Here is a 17,030-nt window from a genome sequence, read left to right as displayed (position 1 = left end):
TCCGCATTTCCTCATGCAACCGACATGCTCGTTACCAAGAATGCCGTTTCGGATGGAGATCATCTCTGCGTCTAGATGAGTAGCGTTAGCTACACTGTAAGAAAGCGACTTCTTGTCGCACCATAAGATAAATTATAGGAACCAATTAATAAACAAGAGAAGAGAGTTCTCTTGTTTATTAATATAATCTTTTTAATATTATAAATCCGTTTCTTTTTCCTCTGGTAAATAAATTTCTTTATTTAACTTTTGCTTCATTAGAATATAATATATGCAGGAACTATTATTCTAATTAGCCAGGCAATATCTACGCCACCAAATGTCTTTTCTCCAACACGCCTTATTGATTTACCATCCTCCTTTATAAATTTTAATATATCCACTGTTAGGAACTTCCCTGTAATTAAGAAACGGGTTTTTTCTATCTAAAAGCTTAAGATTTTTTTCTACATCATTAGATATACTTATCTCGTCCACCTCCCTCTGTTTGATTAGTATTACTATATTAAGACGAGTTTTGTACGGGAGCTATTGCTAAATCAACATACAGAAGGCGACAACATTTAGATAAGAATTCCTTTTCATTAGTAATCCCCTTAAATAATTATCTACAATGACTAATTATTTGAGAGATTTTACGGTATTTTCATATTCTAAATTAGTAGTATGAACTGTAATATCGCTCTTTCTCTCTTTTACAAGTAGTATTAAAAATGTTGCAATGTACAATACTGCTACTAATAAAAACATGCCTGACATGGCGAGTCCTGTTACGGACTTAATCCATCCTACTAGAAAAGGTCCTAAAAAACTACCAATAGCACCAGATATATTAATAATGCCAAGCGCAGATCCAACTACCTTATCGGGTAAAATTTTTGGTGGTATAACCCAAAAAATCCCAAGGTAACCTAATAGAAATCCCATACATACAATTAAACAAATGAAGGAAATGGTTGGATTAATATTTCCTAATAATGCTGATAATAATAAGAATGTTGCTCCACCTCCTACTGATAATGCAATAGGTCCTTTGCGTTTGTCATGTTTATCACTGTATCGAGGGAAGAGAATTAATCCTACAATAGATGCTAACCATGGTAAGGCTGTTAAAAAACCAACTAATGTATCGCCTTCTCCTGATAATTGTTTTGTAATTGTCGGTAACCATAAAGAGAAGCCATAGAATCCCATCTGGATTAAAAAGTAAAATCCAATTAATAACCAAAAGCTTTTATTTTTAAATACATCTTTAAAACTATCAGAAGTTTGTTCTTCATCTTTTTGATCCTCTGAGATCGCTTTATTTAAATAATCTCTCTCTTCTTTAGAAATCCATTTTGCTTCGTTAGGATTTTCCGAAAGTAACCAAATCCAGAATGGAATAAAGATAAATGGAAGCATCCCTTCAATGATAAACATCCCTCTCCATCCGAATTTATCCAATAGGAAACCAGACATTGGTGACATAATTATGGCTGCCAGTGGTGTACACATGATAAAGATAGCGTTGGCACGAGCACGTTCCTTTAAGGGAAACCACTTAGAAATTAAGATTAATGTAGCCGTCCAGACGCCTCCCTCTGTAACTCCAATTAGGAACCGAATAGTAAGAAGCATTGGTAAATTATGAACGAATCCCATACAAGTTGCTGCAATTCCCCAAGCAGTAAGTGATAGGGCAATAAACTTTTTTGCACTCCATTTCTTTGCTAAATGACCTCCAGGAATTTGTAATATCATATATCCAAAGAAGAAAATACCTGCTGCAAGACCTGCATAGGTTGCACCAATTCCTAAATCCTTTTCCATTCCTTCGAAACCGAATCCAATATTATTTCGATCAATATTAGCGATTGCATACATTAGAAATAGTAAGGGTAGAACTCGCCACCATCTTTTTGCCATTCCTTTTTTATCACTCATTAAAAGCTCTCCTTTGTTTAAAGTAGACTTCTAGTAATTCCTACTCAAATATGTAGTCTAAGTTGTTTATATTTTTGTTTACGCTTTCATTTAAGTGGATTGTCATCGTTTTATTTACAGGTTTATTAATCTCCTGTGTTTTTCACTATTTATCTATTTTTTGCTATAATGAATAAGTATATTGTTTGAGTTATATTGAAGGTGAAAAACATTTGTTTTTCACCCCTTTTTCTATTTATAATTTATTCCCTTTTATTACTTCTATTAGCCCCGCATCTCTATTTAATTCCACCCCAAACCCGGGCTCATCTCCAACTTTTAATTTACCATTTACTGGTATTGGTTCCTCCTTTAAAAGTGGATAGTATTGTGGTACTACCTGATCAGCATTAGGACTCATTACTAGATATTCTGTAAATGGACTGTTTACTTTTGTAGTTACGTAATGATGGCTATATACACCACTCCCATGTGGGATAACTAACTTTCCATAACTTTCTGCTAGATTACCAATTTTGATAAGCTCAGTTAGACCACCACACCAACCAACATCTGGTTGTATAATATCTACATCACAGTATTCCATTAGTAATCGAAAGCCATATCGAGTTGCTTCATGCTCCCCACCTGTAACCATAATATTATTACCTGCCCGTTTCTTTAAATCACGGTAGCTCCAATAATCATCGGGATTAAAACATTCTTCTACCCATTTAAATCCTAGTTCTTCAGATTTACTCATTAATTTTTGAGCATACGGAAGATCCAAAGACATCCAGCAATCCCACATTAGCCAGAAATCTTCACCGACACGGTTGCGCATTTCCGTAGCTTTTTCGATATTCTTTCTTAATCCTTCCTCTCCATCAGCAGGTCCATATACAAGTGGCAGCTTGCCACCAATGAAACCCATTTCTTTAGCTAAGTCTGGACGAGGACCTGTTGCATAAAATACAAGTTCTTCTCTTACTTTTCCACCAATCATTGCATACACAGGCTCTTGACGTAAGTGGCCTAGTAAATCCCATAATGCCAAATCTACTGCTGAAATAGCATTCATGACAATTCCTTTACGCCCATAGTACATAGAAGCACGATACATTTGATCCCACACCTGTTCTACATTTTCAACTGGCTGCCCTACAATAAAGCGATCCAAATGATTCATAATTAACCATGCAGCAGGGTACCCTCCAGTAGAGATCCCAAAGCCAATCCTACCGTTATCAGCTTCTACCTCAACTACAATTGTCTTTAGAGCATTAATTCCAAAGCTAGTACGAGTTTCCTTATATTCAGGGTAAATACTCATTGGGGTCGAGACTTGCTGAACAATCCAGTGATCTTTTCCTTGATCGTGATAATCTGCTCCTCCACCTTCAACAACGTAAGCTCGAATAGCAACAATTTTATGACCTGTTCTTCCCATTATTATCCCTCTCTCATGTTTATTATTTTTTATTTGGATTATATTGAAGGTAAACAACATGCGTTTGTAGGAATTCTTCTAAACCATGTTTGCCATCTGCCCCGCCTATGCCTGATTTTTTACGTCCCGCATGGAAACCTTGAATTGCTTCAAAGTTTTCTCTGTTAATGTACGTTTCACCGAATAGTAACTCATTTGAAGCACGCATTGCTGTATCTAGATTTTGCGTGAAAATAGATGATGTTAATCCATACTGGCAATCATTAGCAAGTTCAATAGCTTCATCTAAATCTTTAAACATCATAATAGGAAGAACTGGCCCAAATACTTCTTCACGTACAATTTCTGAATCTTGTTTTACATTTACTAGGACCGTTGGTTCATAATAGTATCCAGGTGTCACATCTGCACGCTTTCCGCCTGTTAACACTTGAGCACCTTCTTCAATAGCTCTATCTACCATAGCTTGAATCGATTCTACTGCTTCTTTATTTGTAAGTGGCCCCATATCTAAATCTTCATCGTCGAGAGGGTTACCATATTTCACATTTTTCATTGCTGAGACTATTTTTTTGATAAATGTATCGGCAATACTCTCATGAACATACACTCTTTCAGCACAATTACATACTTGCCCTGTATTAATGATACGTGAGTCGACAATAGCTTTAACGGCTAAATCAATGTCTGCATCTTCTGCTACAATAGCCGGTGCTTTTCCACCCAGCTCTAGACTCACTTTTGTTACGTTTTGGGCTGCTGCTTTCATGACACTTACACCAGCATTTACACTACCTGTTAAACTAACTAAACCAATTTTTGAATTTGAAGCAAGTTCGTCTCCCAATGTACTTCCACGTCCTGTTACAATATTGAAAACACCTTTTGGAATACCCACTTTATCTACTAATTTAGCAAACTCAATTGCATTATTTGGTGTATCACTACTAGGTTTAATTACAATAGTATTTCCTGTTACTAATGCAGGCGCTGCTTTCCTCGCTACGAGGAAGAAAGGGAAGTTCCATGGTAAAAATCCAGCTACAACACCAATTGGTTCCTTGAAAATCATAATATTTTCATTGGGTCTGTCACTTTGAACAATTTCTCCTTCATACGTTCTTGCGGATCCTGCCATATAATCAATATAGTCAGCAGTAAATTCAACTTCTGTAGTAGAGAGGGCAAGTACCTTTCCTTGTTCTTCTGATATTACACGTGCGAGAAAGTCTTTGTTCTTTCGAATTTCTTCTGCCAAACGTGCTAGATATTTTGCACGCTCAGCAGCAGGCTTCTTTTTCCACTCTTTTTGCGCAGCTTCCGCAAAATCAATGGCTTCTTGCACTTCTTCTTTTGAGCAGCTTGGAACTTCCGAAATAATCTCTTCCGTTGCCGGATTCAAGACTTGAATCACTTCACTTGAACTAGATTTTACAAATTCTCCATTGATATACATCTGATATTGTTTAATTTCTGCTTGTGTTTTCACTAGTAAAACCTCCCATTTTCTTATGAATTAGAGCGCTTTCATTGGATAAGAAAATAATAAAACTTAAGAATGAATACTAGATTTATCTATAAATTGGTGTAGCAATCTTTTTAGTTGTTCTTTCTTTTCATCACTAAGTGAACGAACAGGTGCTAAGACATCAGTAGAAATTTCTATTCCCCTTAAACGAATGGCTTCTTTAGCAACATTCATAAAAGGTGAATCAAGTTTATACAAAAGTGGTAAAGGAGCTAATTTACGATGTAACTCAATTGCTTCTCCATAGTTCCCCTGTTTAAAAGCTCGATAGATACCTGTTGAATACTCTGGCACAAAGCTTGCTGTTAAAGGAATAGACCCATCTCCACCCAGGGATAAAGTATTTAAGAAGTGATCATCGTACCCAGAGAATACGGCAAAATCAGGTTTTTCACTTTTTACAGTTAAAATCATTTCTCTTGTATGTCCTACTGCATCAACGGTATCTTTGATACCCACAATGTTTGGAAAGGCTCGTACTAATTTAAGGACGAATTCAGGAGATAAATCTTTTCCTGTTAAGGCAGGAAAATTATATAACACAATTGGCATATTAATATTTTCAGCAATTTCAGCGTAATGTTGGAAAAGACTTTCTTCAGTTAATGGCCAGTAATAAGGGTTAATGACGACAATACCATCGGCGCCTATTTCTTGCGCATGTAAACTTAGTGAAATAGTTTCCTTTGTACTTGGCGTGCCTGTTCCAATCAGAACGGGTATACGCCCATTTATATAACGAGTCACAAATTCAGCCACTTCTTTTCTTAGTTCTACGGACATTTGACTGAATTCTCCACCAGAACCTAAAAAGAATAGTCCATCTACTTTTGAATCAATTAGAAAATCTATAAGATTTCCCATTCCTTTTTCATCAATACGTCCATCTTCATATAAAATAGTTGGAACTGGTGGAATAACTCCATGAAATTTTGTAGCTCTTTGCATTGTTATCTCTCCTTTTTCTTATTAGGCTTATTGATACTAACTCCATATAAAACGCTTTCATTTTTAAGAAAACATCACTCCTTTTATTTTTCTCTTGGTTATGCCTCTTATTGAGTTTTTGTTAAATCCTCTTTATTTAAATAATTGATATAGCCAGCTTGATTAGATAACCTTTTAGCTAAATTTATAATTTCCTCGCGCGCTACTTCTTTTTTTTCATTCCAACTATTTTCAAGCATGGTAAAACTAACTCCAGCGATAAGTTGGCCTTCGTGATTATATATTGGTGCAGCTACACAAAAAAATTCGAGAGCCCCTTCTTGAGCTTCACAAATATATCCTTTCTGTCTGGCTTCTTCTAGTTGTGTCCATAATTCATCTATATTTGTTACTGTATATGGTGTTTTCTTTTCTAGTTGCTTTTCAGGATACAGTTTTTGAAGTTGAACATAGTCATATTGGGATAATTGAATTTTCCCAATTGCAGAAGCATGAGCTGGAAAACTCATACCTGGATCTGTCACTAAGCGAACCGGTGATTTTCCTTCTTCCTTTGCTAAATAAACAACATTTCTGTTATCTAGAATACCTAATTGAATATTTTCATTTACCTTATTCACAGATTGAGCTGCTTCTAGATAGAAGGATTGTAAAATATTAAATTGTTTAAAGTATGCTGCACTGAGTGCACCTAGTGATGGTCCTAGAGAATAGGTGTCCCCTTTTCCTTTTACAACCCATCCAAGGGCCTCCAATGTACTTAATAAAGAATACATTGTACTTTTATTAATTTCTAAGGATTTAGATATGTCTATTAAGCGAAGTTTAGCAGGTTCTCTAGCAATTAAATTTAGCACTGAGTTGGCCTTTTCAATTGCGGGAACCTTGTATTTTGATTCCAAAAATTATTCACCTCTTGTATTTAGGTTTGGTTTTTTATATTAAACCAAGTTTTTTATATTAAACTAAAATGATTATATCATATATTCAGAAAAATAAAACTATTTAGATAGAATTTTCTAAAATATATTGAATTTTATAATCAGTATCTAAAGAACCTTAACTTCATTATCCAGTTAGTATCTAGTTCAGTATCGCTACCGCGTTAATACGAGCTGCATATGCCTAATGAAGCCTTCATCGAACCTGTAAGGGAGCTAAGGTGAAGTGGACGACGGGATACGTGGAGCTGAAATAATGGTCCCGGTGCAAAGATTCTATTTGTTTAAAGAAGGATATAGATTTCCAATCAGTTTGTTCTTATACAGATATTCCAAATAATAGATAAACGAACTTTATTTGATTTTGGACAGACTTCTCCCTTTGGATAATTTGTCCTTTTTAGGTCATGTGCATAGCCTCTATGCCTACAATAATCTGTTTGGCAGTCCGTAAGGACTTTAAACTAAGTATTGGGCGAATACGTTTTTTAATAAAGCGATGCTGCTCAATGAAATTATTAAAGTATTGGACTTTCCTTAGTTGGATGTCTTCAGGCATATGCTTTTCTTCTTTGGACTCTCGGATGGCAATGGGATAAGCCAGGTTCTTATCTACTGTTATCACACGAGGCATAGACATAGAAACGTGTGAAAAAGCCAAGGCTTTCCTAAAAAAGCGCTTGGCTGCTCGTTTATCTCTTGATTCGCTTAAATAAAAATCAATCGTATTTCCTTCTGAATTAACGGCACGATACAGATACATCCATAACCTTTTATTTTTACATAGGTTTCATCAACTCTCCAGAAATCATTCGCTGACTTAGGATGACGCCATACTCGCTCATCTAATTCAGGACCATACTGCTGAACCCAGCGCATGATGGTTGTATGAGCCATAGATAAACCTGGTTCTTCCATCATTTCGACTAAATCACGAAAACTGAGGTTGTACCGTGGGTATCATCTGACAGTCAGCAAAATAAGGATCGGCTAATAATGTTCCCACTTAAATAAATTCTGCTTTTCCATACTAATCACGTCCCTTTTTAAATTGATAGTATTGGTATGTCAAAGTTTAAAAGATTACTGGCAAATGTATTAAACTTTTTTGCACCAGAACCTTTTCGGGATCTATTTGTTAAAAATTAAGATCACCTCCAAAAGAGTTTAGAAAACAGGGATAAGCAATATTTATAGGATAATACTTTCCCTAAGTCTAAAAAGGCCTTTATTTTAATAAGTAAAGGCCTTTTTAGATGGGGCCCACCTATTTTTATTTGATGGGTCTACAATTGATGCATTGCTGTATGGGTCTTTAAACTCTAAATTACACAAAAAACTATTCTAAATAAAAGTTACAATTTGGAAATGGCGAAATAATTACGGTTCATGTGATGTATAGGAATTATATGCTCGCAACTTATAATATTACTCTAACCTGTAAAAAGAGCACTTTTCTCTGTAAATAGATTATTGTTAACGCATTCAGAAAACGGTTTAATAAAAATAAGATATTTAATAGTGATATTGATTAATTGTAGCGAAAAACTTCAAGAAAAAAAGCAATTGGGGGAAATCTATATGTCAGCAAAAGTAGGGGTATGGCGTCAACGTTTAGGGTATGGTATTGCAGATTTTTCATGTAACTTGATTTGGCAAATGATCACGCTTTATTTAATGTTTTTTTACACAGATGTTATGGGGTTAGCTGCAGTACAAGTAGGTATGCTCTTTTTATTAACACGAGTAGTAGATGGCATAGCAGATGTTTGCATGGGGGTCCTTATTGATAAGACTAACACGCGTTGGGGTAAGTCTCGACCCTATTTTCTAATAGGTGCAATTCCATTTGGATTATTAGCTATATTAGCATTTTACGTTCCCGATATTGGACCTGTAGGTAAATTGGTTTATGCTTACTTCACTTACCTAGGATTGTCACTGGCTTACACAATGGTTAATATTCCAATGGCATCTATTTTGCCAAGTTTAACTAACAGTGCTCAAGAACGGACTATGCTTGCAACTACCCGTATTATTTTCTCATTTATTGGGGCTACAGCTGTAAGCGCATTCACTCTACCTTTGGTAAAAGCATTAGGTAGTGGTTCTCAAGCGCAAGGCTTTTTCTGGACCATTGTTATTTTTGCAGTAGTGGGAACATTAATGTTCTTTGTTACCTTTAAAAACGTAGAAGAAAAAGTGAAAATTCAGCAGGAAAAGGTAACTGTAAAACAAGCATTTTCTACATTAAAAGGGAATGTTCCATGGTACATCTTTGCAATTAATATCATTTTTATGTGGGGATCTTATTTCTTTCAACAAGGAGCTTTAATCTATTATTTTACTTATAATGTCGGGCGTGCCGATTTAGCAACTGTAGTGGCAAGTATTAGCTCATTCGTTCCTATTGTTGGTACGTTTGTTACGCCATTTTTCGCAAAACTGATGTATAAACGTAAGCTATTTATCATTGCTAGTACAATTAATTTAGCTGGAATGGGTGTTATGCTGATTGCAAATGTGAATGTAACATGGTTAATTATTGGAGCTATCATTGTGGCTCTAGGCCATGGTTTAAGGCAAAGTATTTATTTTTCTATGCAAGCAGACCCTGTAGATTACGGGGAATGGAAAACAGGTATTAGCGCAGCAGGTATTATCTCAGCCTTGAATGGATTTATTGGTAAAATAGCGATGGCTGGAGCTGGAGCTATTTCTGGTTGGTTATTAACCCATGGTCACTACGTTCCTAATCGTACACAGACCAACTCAGCACTGTTTGCAATCAAGCTAAATTATTTAATTATTCCAGCTGGTATGGTAGTAATCTCAATGATTATTATGTGTTTTTATAATTTAGATAAAATATATCCAAAGATCCGCGCAGAAATTGATAAACGACATGAAGAAGAAAATGCAGAGGAAAAATCGATTGTATAAAAATATATAAAAAAAATTCATATCATATAGCAATAAATATGTTATGTAATGGGGGAAATAACCTTGACAGAAAATGTAAAAATCCAAAAAATAGAGAACCGAACTGTTAAACGTATAGAACCATTCATCATGCAAGCAGAAAGTTTAAAACCAAAGCTGATTAAAGATGTAGCAACCCCTCAGCATTTTGTAGAAGTGGTGGCAGACTCAGATGCTATGCATGGATGGAAAGCAATATCAAATAGATCTGTAGCTGAAACTACGTCCCTTAATTATGGAAAAGGTGATCAATTCATCCTTGATTTCGGTACCCATCAAGTTGGGTATTTACAAATGGATATTAGACCTATTGGCAGTCCCCCGGATGCGCCACTTCATCTCAAATTAACATTTGGTGAAATGCCTGTTGAAATGGCAGAGCCTTTCAAATCATACGATGGTTGGATTAGTAGTTCCTGGCTCCAAGAAGAAAACATCTATGTAGATGTTCTACCAGGACGTATTGAATTACCTCGTCGTTATAGCTTTCGCTACATAAAATTTGAAGTAGTAGATACGTCTCTTAAATATCGTGTAGCCTTTGACAATATTGAGTGTCATACTGTAACTTCTGGAAACAAAGCATCAGTTAAACCATTAAGTCATTCAGATCCAATATTAAATCAAATAGATAAAGTAAGTATTAAAACATTACAAGATTGTATGCAGGACGTATTTGAAGACGGACCTAAACGAGATCGACGTTTATGGCTAGGTGATCTACGTTTACAAGCATTAGTTAATTACGAAACATTCGAAAATAACGACTTGGTCAAGCGTTGTTTATATCTATTTGCTGGTGTACCAAATAATAAAGGAGAAGTAGCAGCCAACTTATTTATTAGACCTTCACTTGTTCCTGATGACACATACTTGTTTGATTATTCATTATTATTTGTCACTACATTATATGATTACTATTTTAAGGTAAAGGACCATGAAACATTGGTAGAACTGTGGCCTACTGCTTATCAACAGATTGAAATAGCACTTGATCGATTAGACGACCGTAATATATTAAAAGATAGCGATGATTGGTGGTCATTTATTGATTGGCATGAGAAATTAAATAAACAAGGTCCCTCACAGGCTGTGTTAATTTATACAATCAAGCGCGCAATTAAGTTGGCAGAAATCCTTAATAGTGACAAACTTTCTTTTTTAGAAAAACGGTTGCAAGATATTGTTGAAGCTACATTCCAACACCTTTGGAAAAAAGATAAAGGATTTTTCGTAAGTGGATCAGAAAATCAAATTTCATGGGCAACTCAAATTTGGATGGTATTAGCAGAAGTATTAGATCAAAAAGAAAATAATCAGCTTATGCACCGTCTACTGTTAGAACAGCCTGTAATTGGATTGACAACTCCTTATATGTATCATTACCTAGTGGAGGCTCTTATTTTGGTAGATGAGAAAGAAAAAGCCGTAAACCAATTAAAAGCATATTGGGGTGAAATGTTAAAAGATGGAGCCGACACTTTTTGGGAATTGTATGACCCAAATAATAAGGATTATTCCCCTTATGGAAGTCAATTAATTAATAGTTACTGTCACGCGTGGAGTTGCACACCAACTTATTTAATTCGTCACTATAATCTATAAACATAATAACCTCGAACTAATAAATGTTCGAGGTTATTTATTGTTTTTACGAAATTGATGCGGAGACTCACCAAAATGTTCTTTGAATTTACGATAAAAAAAACTAGTGCTTTCATATCCGACATCATAGGCGATTTCATCAATTTTTTTATTTGTATTAATAAGCATTGTGGAAGCCTGAATCATTCGCTGCATTTGAACTAATTCAATAAACTTTTTACCCGTTCGTTCTTTGAGCATATTTCCAAGATAATTAGAGTTGAAATTAAATTCTTTTGCAATGCTAGTTAATGTGCAGTTTTGATAATGATGCTCGATATAATTTAAAATATCAATGATATTAGCTTTTTCAGATTTTTGATTAAGATCAAAGTTTTTGTCCATCTGAAAAACTCTCATTAGTTCAGTAAACATAATAGGAAGATAATAGCTTACCATTTCTATTGAGTGCTCTTCTGGAGCAAAAAATTCACATAGCATATTTTTAATAATATATTGTAAGTTACTGTTATCTTGTGAATGAAACAAGATATAACGATCATGAGTCTGATTTTCTGATACAGCATTTGCTAAAAAATTAGAGACAATGCCAGTGTTTGTAAGGCGCCCTAAAAAAGCTTGTGAAAAGGTTTCTTTTTTCATAATAATGTTTACTAATATATCGTTTTCACCTAGTGCTGCAATACTATGTGGCACGTCTTTATCTAACAAGCAAATTTGTCCTTCTTTTAATACAATTTCTTTTCCATTAATAACTTGATGACATACCCCTGAATAAACATAATTAATTTCGATAAAAGAGTGAATATGAAGAGGCATATCAGCAAAACGATGATGTTTATTTATAAAAATTGGACCTTTGTCGAAAAAATAAGAATCTTGCATACGAGGTATCGCACCCTCATTGTCAATTATTAACTCACGACCATCAAAATCATTAATATTTTCATTAGTCGTAATCTGGATTTCCTCGATGTGATCCAATTGACGCAAGTATTGATCCAATTGATTATGATTCATATATAGTTCCCCTTTGAAGTAACCATTACCCTTTTGCAAGTTAATATCTTAAAAAAATAAAACTATAATACGTTAATAATGTTGCCCTTGAATAGTTATCCTTTGTGTTACGATAGTGGTATTCTTTTTATAAGGTCGTCATAATTGAGTTTAGAATATTACCTTCAGATATCTTGGAATACAAAATTAGAAGGATGATTATTTAGGTATGAAGCTAAATATATTACCAAAGAAGAATACCGTGCATTATATGTTATACGAAATAACTTATCCAAGATGAGGATATAGCTGTACGATATACACATTTTTATTTATTATAATGCCTTATCCAGAGATTATTGTAATGATGTTGCTCTTTTTTCTTTTAAAAGTGATATTAAAAAACAGACTAATTAATATTAGCCTGTTTCTTTAAAGAACAACATTTGTAGTTAGATTATTTTTTATTTGGATTATGTTGAAGGTATACCACATGAGTTTGTAAGAATTCTTCTAACCCATGTTTACCATCTGCTCCACCAATTCCTGATTTCTTGCGTCCTGCATGGAACCCTTGAATCGCTTCAAAGTTTTCACGGTTAATATATGTTTCACCAAATAGCAGTTCATTTGCCGCACGCATTGCCATGTCTAGATTTTGAGTGAAAATAGAAGATGTTAAACCATATTCACAGTCATTAGCAAGTTCAATCGCTTCATCCAAATCTTTAAATATCATAATTGGGAGAACAGGTCCAAAAACTTCTTCTTGTACAATTTGTGAGTCTTGCTTTACGTTAACTAATACGGTTGGTTCATAATAATATCCAGGTGTCACATCTGCACGTTTTCCACCTGTAAGCACTTGAGCCCCTTCTTCCACTGCACGATTGACCATTGCTTCAATCGTTTCTAATCCTCTCTTGGTTGTAACAGGACCCATATCAACAGTCTCGTCTTGTAAAGGATTTCCGTATTTCACATTTTTCATTACTTCAACTACTTTTTCAATAAATATATCTGCAATATTTTCATGAACGTATACACGCTCGGCGCAGTTACATACCTGACCTGTATTAATAATACGAGAATCTACAATTGCTTTAACGGCTAAATCAATGTCTGCATCTTCTGCCACAATGGCAGGTGCTTTCCCTCCAAGCTCCAGACTTACCTTAGTTACATTCTCTGCTGCAGCTTTCATGACACTTACACCTGCATTTACGCTTCCTGTTAAACTAACTAACCCAATCTTTTCATTTGAAGCAAGTTCATTTCCAATATTACTATTAGGACCCGTCACAATATTGAATACGCCTTTTGGAATACCTACTTTATCTACCAATTTAGCAAACTCCATAGCATTATTTGGTGTATCGCTACTAGGTTTAATCACAATGGTATTTCCTGTGACTAGTGCCGGGGCTGCTTTTCGTGCAACAAGGAAGAAAGGAAAATTCCATGGGAGTAATCCAGCTACAACACCAATTGGCTCTTTGAAAATCATGATATTTTCATTTGGTCTGTCACTTTGAAGAATTTCACCCTCATATGTTCTTGCGGATCCTGCCATATAATCAATATAGTCAGCTGTAAATTCAACTTCTGTTGTAGAAAGAGCAAGAATTTTACCTTGTTCTTCTGAAATCACACGCGCTAAAAAGTCTCTATTTTTCCGAATCTCCTCAGCTAATCGTGTTAAATACTTAGCTCTCTCAGCAGCAGGCTTCTTTTTCCACTCTTTTTGCGCAGTTTCTGCAAATTCAATGGCTTCTTGCACTTCTTCTCTCGAACAACTTGGTACTTCTGAAACAACTTCTTCAGTTGCTGGATTTAACACCTGTGTAACTTCCCCCGAACTGGCATTTATAAATTCTCCATTAATGTACATTTGATATTGTTTAACATCTGCTTGTGTGTTCATTTACTGAAACCTCCTAATATTGATTATAGTAAAAGCTATTTTTATAGATTTAAAATCCCTTGTCTTGGCACAACACCAAATGCATCTGCCAAATCTTGAAGCTGTTTATCTGTAATGGTTTGCTTCACACTTCCTTGTGCACACACAACTGTGTATACTTCCGCAGCTTTTTCAGCTGTTTCAATTAACCCAAATGTTTCATCCATTGTTGTTCCAGCACCAAAAATTCCGTGGTGCGGCCAAATAACTGAACGAACATCTTTCATTTTTGCAGCTGTAGCTTCTCCAATTGAATCAGTTCCTGGAACCATCCATGGAATAATACCAATTCCTTCTGGAAATACAACGATGCATTCTGTACACATCTGCCATAGCGTTTTGGTAAATGCTACTTCATCTAAGCTGTGTGTAAATGTCATACCAATAAGGTTTGTTGCATGACAGTGCATAATAACACGATGATCTGGATCTACTTTTAATCTTTCAATATGGCTCATTAAATGTGAAGGAAGCTCACTCGTTGGAACACCTCCATCTTCTAATCCCCATAAAATATCCAGTGATTTACCATCTTTAGTTATACGAATAATTCCAAGGTTAACGGCTGGAGCATCTATCACATTTTTGAAATATTTTCCTGAACCTGTTACAATAAAATATTTTCCTGCTAATTCAGCACCGTCAAAAATCATGGGTACAGTTCGTTTTACATCATTAACGTCGAGGTATTCTGCTACTTCATCCTCTTTTAATAAATAACTAATATTCCCACCATTTCGTTCATCCCAACCTAAACGGTAAAGGTTTGCTGTCGTTTTTGTCATTTCTTGAAGGAAAGGTGCTTTTAATATATCTTTCTTTGTTAGAAGGTCTTTCATCTTCATCATCTCCTTTTATTCATTTTTGTCTTTTTACATCGGTTTTTATTGATATATCTTTTTAACTAAAATTTTTTCTTTTAATAAACTAATACAAAAGCGTTTACACCTATATATTACTGTTTGAAATATTTTTAGTCAACATAAACAAACATTATTTTTTTGTTTATGTTTGTTTCCTTTATGTTATAAGTGGTTATTTTATTGTTTACAAACCGATATTTCAACATATAGGATGTCATTTACTATACTTTACTACTGGGTAAGAGCGTTTATTTTGAAGTTATAAGTGTGTTATGATAAAAACAAACAAAAATAAAAACAAAACAAAAATATTATATGTGAAATTGTGATGTTTTTCTTTTATTTATACTAAAAAGTGAAAGGAAGTTATACATGTTATTAGCTGAAAGGCATCAAAAAATAGTAGATTTAGTTAATTTACGATCGAGCATTCGTGTTTCAGAATTAAGTGAAATTTTTTCTGTGACGGATGAAACAATTCGCCGTGATCTTGAAAAATTAGAAAAAGAAAATAAATTGCGTCGAAGCCACGGTGGAGCTGTCAGCATTGAGGAGAAAGAAGCAGAAGTTGATTTTTCAGAGCGAGAAATTACTAATGTATTAGAAAAAAAAGTGATTGCACGTGAAGCTGTAAAGCAAGTTGAAGATGGTGATCGTATTATCCTGGATGCAAGTACAACTGCATGGTACATGTCAAAAATCCTTCCGAATATTCCTTTGACTGTTATCACCAATTCCATTAAGGTTGCAATAGAATTAAGTAAGAAAGAAAAAATTCAGGTTATCTCAACAGGAGGTCTCCTTCTACCTAAATCATTGTCTTACGTAGGACCTCTAGCAGAGCGATCACTGGAAAATTATCATGTGAATAAAACGTTCTTATCGTGCAAAGGTATTGACTTAAATAGTGGCTTAAGTGATTCAAATGAGTGGCAAGCTCTTTTAAAAAGAAAAATGATTGAACGGTCCGATAAAACCATTTTAATGGTCGACTCTAGTAAGTTTGGATCCCGTGAATTTTCTCATATCTCTTCAATAAATGACATAAGCCACATCATTGTTGATGATAAACTAAACGATGATTCACATGTATTTTTACGAGATAAAAATATTACCGTTACTGCTGTAGCCTTGATGAGTGAATCTGTTTCATAGTCAATTTAAATATAAGATTAAGAAGTATCCTTTTCTATGTATACGCATTTCCAAGACAAACTTTATATAGGTTTGTCTTTTTCTATGTCCACAATTTTGTCTTACCTTATCTATGATGAAATACCCGAATAATCAACATTAACAAAAAAGAAGATAAAAAATATGTTGTTTTATTTTTGTTTATATAATAATATGACCATATAAACAAAAGTAAATGAAGAATATACAAAAATTAAGGGGGAAGTTATTTTATTGTAAAGATTAAAGTTCTTATTTTGTAAACGTTTTCTTAGTTCTTCATTTTTATTTTAATCTATAGTAGAAGGGGCGAAAGACATGGTAAGAAAAGCAAGCATTATGTTTGTGCACAAAGATCAATTTGATGAATACAAGCGCCGACATGATGAAATATGGACCGAAATGGTAGAGGCATTAAAACAGCACGGGGCTCATAACTATTCTATTTTCTTAGAAAAAGAAACTGGAAAATTGTTTGCTTATTTAGAAATCGAAGATGAAGATAGATGGCACCAAATGGCTAAAAGTGATATTTGTAAGAGATGGTGGGACTATATGGCGCCTTTGATGGAGACAAATTCAGATAATAGTCCTCGTTCTGTAGATTTAGATGAATTGTTTTACTTAGCATAACTCTATAGGAAAACATAGTCAGCACAAAAATAACAAAATT

General features: G+C 34.5%; 12 protein-coding genes and 1 pseudogene. 4 read left to right on the top strand and 9 right to left on the bottom strand.

All coding sequences use genetic code 11. The annotated features are described in order from the left end of the window. Nucleotides 1-621 precede the first annotated feature (621 nt). The 6 genes and pseudogenes from MMB69_RS25450 to MMB69_RS25425 form a co-directional block, all read right to left on the bottom strand. Nucleotides 622-1,926 (bottom strand): MFS transporter, encoded by a 1,305-nt coding sequence (locus MMB69_RS25450; protein WP_277448658.1) that lies wholly within the window; start codon nt 1,924-1,926, stop codon nt 622-624. A 235-nt stretch (nt 1,927-2,161) separates the two neighbouring features. Next, entirely contained in the window at nt 2,162-3,355 is a 1,194-nt protein-coding gene (rhmD, locus tag MMB69_RS25445; RefSeq protein ID WP_277448657.1) for an L-rhamnonate dehydratase, read from the bottom strand. 22 nt (nt 3,356-3,377) lie between these two features. Then, nucleotides 3,378-4,844 carry an aldehyde dehydrogenase gene (gene aldA, locus MMB69_RS25440; protein ID WP_277448656.1) on the bottom strand — a complete coding sequence of 489 codons (1,467 nt, stop codon included), beginning with the start codon at nt 4,842-4,844 and terminating at the stop codon, nt 3,378-3,380. A 63-nt stretch (nt 4,845-4,907) separates the two neighbouring features. After that, nucleotides 4,908-5,831 (bottom strand): dihydrodipicolinate synthase family protein, encoded by a 924-nt coding sequence (locus tag MMB69_RS25435; protein WP_277448655.1) that lies wholly within the window; start codon nt 5,829-5,831, stop codon nt 4,908-4,910. A gap of 107 nt (nt 5,832-5,938) precedes the next feature. Further along, nucleotides 5,939-6,733: an IclR family transcriptional regulator gene (locus MMB69_RS25430; protein ID WP_277448654.1), complete on the bottom strand. Its 795-nt coding sequence runs from the start codon at nt 6,731-6,733 to the stop codon at nt 5,939-5,941. A gap of 358 nt (nt 6,734-7,091) precedes the next feature. Then, a pseudogene (locus MMB69_RS25425) lies at nt 7,092-7,759 on the bottom strand (IS6 family transposase). Between the two features lie 579 nt (nt 7,760-8,338). Here MMB69_RS25425 and MMB69_RS25420 point away from each other — a divergent pair. Next, nucleotides 8,339-9,715, top strand: coding sequence for a glycoside-pentoside-hexuronide (GPH):cation symporter (locus MMB69_RS25420; protein ID WP_277448653.1), 1,377 nt, complete (start codon nt 8,339-8,341; stop codon nt 9,713-9,715). A 63-nt stretch (nt 9,716-9,778) separates the two neighbouring features. Beyond that, nucleotides 9,779-11,359, top strand: coding sequence for an alpha-L-rhamnosidase-related protein (locus MMB69_RS25415; protein WP_277448652.1), 1,581 nt, complete (start codon nt 9,779-9,781; stop codon nt 11,357-11,359). Between the two features lie 33 nt (nt 11,360-11,392). Here the strand turns inward: MMB69_RS25415 and MMB69_RS25410 are convergent, their stop codons facing one another. The 3 genes from MMB69_RS25410 to rhaD all read right to left on the bottom strand — a co-directional run bounded on the left by MMB69_RS25410 (nt 11,393) and on the right by rhaD (nt 15,160). Further along, entirely contained in the window at nt 11,393-12,379 is a 987-nt protein-coding gene (locus MMB69_RS25410) for an AraC family transcriptional regulator (RefSeq protein ID WP_115652847.1), read from the bottom strand. Nucleotides 12,380-12,815: 436 nt separating this feature from the next. Then, nucleotides 12,816-14,282 carry an aldehyde dehydrogenase gene (gene aldA, locus MMB69_RS25405; RefSeq protein ID WP_277448651.1) on the bottom strand — a complete coding sequence of 489 codons (1,467 nt, stop codon included), beginning with the start codon at nt 14,280-14,282 and terminating at the stop codon, nt 12,816-12,818. Nucleotides 14,283-14,323: 41 nt separating this feature from the next. Then, on the bottom strand, nt 14,324-15,160 hold the full coding sequence (gene rhaD, locus MMB69_RS25400; protein WP_277448650.1) for a rhamnulose-1-phosphate aldolase: 837 nt from the start codon (nt 15,158-15,160) through the stop codon (nt 14,324-14,326). 396 nt (nt 15,161-15,556) lie between these two features. Here rhaD and MMB69_RS25395 point away from each other — a divergent pair, with 396 nt between their 5' ends. Both MMB69_RS25395 and rhaM read left to right on the top strand, forming a co-directional pair. Continuing rightward, nucleotides 15,557-16,339 carry a DeoR/GlpR family DNA-binding transcription regulator gene (locus MMB69_RS25395; RefSeq protein WP_277448649.1) on the top strand — a complete coding sequence of 261 codons (783 nt, stop codon included), beginning with the start codon at nt 15,557-15,559 and terminating at the stop codon, nt 16,337-16,339. A 336-nt stretch (nt 16,340-16,675) separates the two neighbouring features. After that, nucleotides 16,676-16,990, top strand: coding sequence for an L-rhamnose mutarotase (gene rhaM, locus MMB69_RS25390; protein WP_115652843.1), 315 nt, complete (start codon nt 16,676-16,678; stop codon nt 16,988-16,990). The last annotated feature ends 40 nt before the right edge of the window (nt 16,991-17,030 follow it).

It is taken from the genome of Priestia sp. P5, assembly GCF_029522155.1.
Lineage (GTDB): Bacteria > Bacillota > Bacilli > Bacillales > Bacillaceae_H > Priestia > Priestia megaterium_E.
The sequence above is the reverse complement of the archived record's forward strand: the minus strand, read 5'-3'. Positions and strand labels throughout refer to the sequence as shown.

What these genes read in the sequence shown, in the direction of transcription:
- MMB69_RS25450 (WP_277448658.1), bottom strand. Translation starts at nt 1,926, where the DNA reads ATGAGTGATAAAAAAGGAATGGCAAAAAGATGGTGGCGAGTTCTACCC.
- rhmD (WP_277448657.1), bottom strand. Translation starts at nt 3,355, where the DNA reads ATGGGAAGAACAGGTCATAAAATTGTTGCTATTCGAGCTTACGTTGTT.
- rhaD (WP_277448650.1), bottom strand. Translation starts at nt 15,160, where the DNA reads ATGAAAGACCTTCTAACAAAGAAAGATATATTAAAAGCACCTTTCCTT.
- rhaM (WP_115652843.1), top strand. Translation starts at nt 16,676, where the DNA reads ATGGTAAGAAAAGCAAGCATTATGTTTGTGCACAAAGATCAATTTGAT.
- MMB69_RS25395 (WP_277448649.1), top strand. Translation starts at nt 15,557, where the DNA reads ATGTTATTAGCTGAAAGGCATCAAAAAATAGTAGATTTAGTTAATTTA.
- MMB69_RS25410 (WP_115652847.1), bottom strand. Translation starts at nt 12,379, where the DNA reads ATGAATCATAATCAATTGGATCAATACTTGCGTCAATTGGATCACATC.
- MMB69_RS25435 (WP_277448655.1), bottom strand. Translation starts at nt 5,831, where the DNA reads ATGCAAAGAGCTACAAAATTTCATGGAGTTATTCCACCAGTTCCAACT.
- aldA (WP_277448651.1), bottom strand. Translation starts at nt 14,282, where the DNA reads ATGAACACACAAGCAGATGTTAAACAATATCAAATGTACATTAATGGA.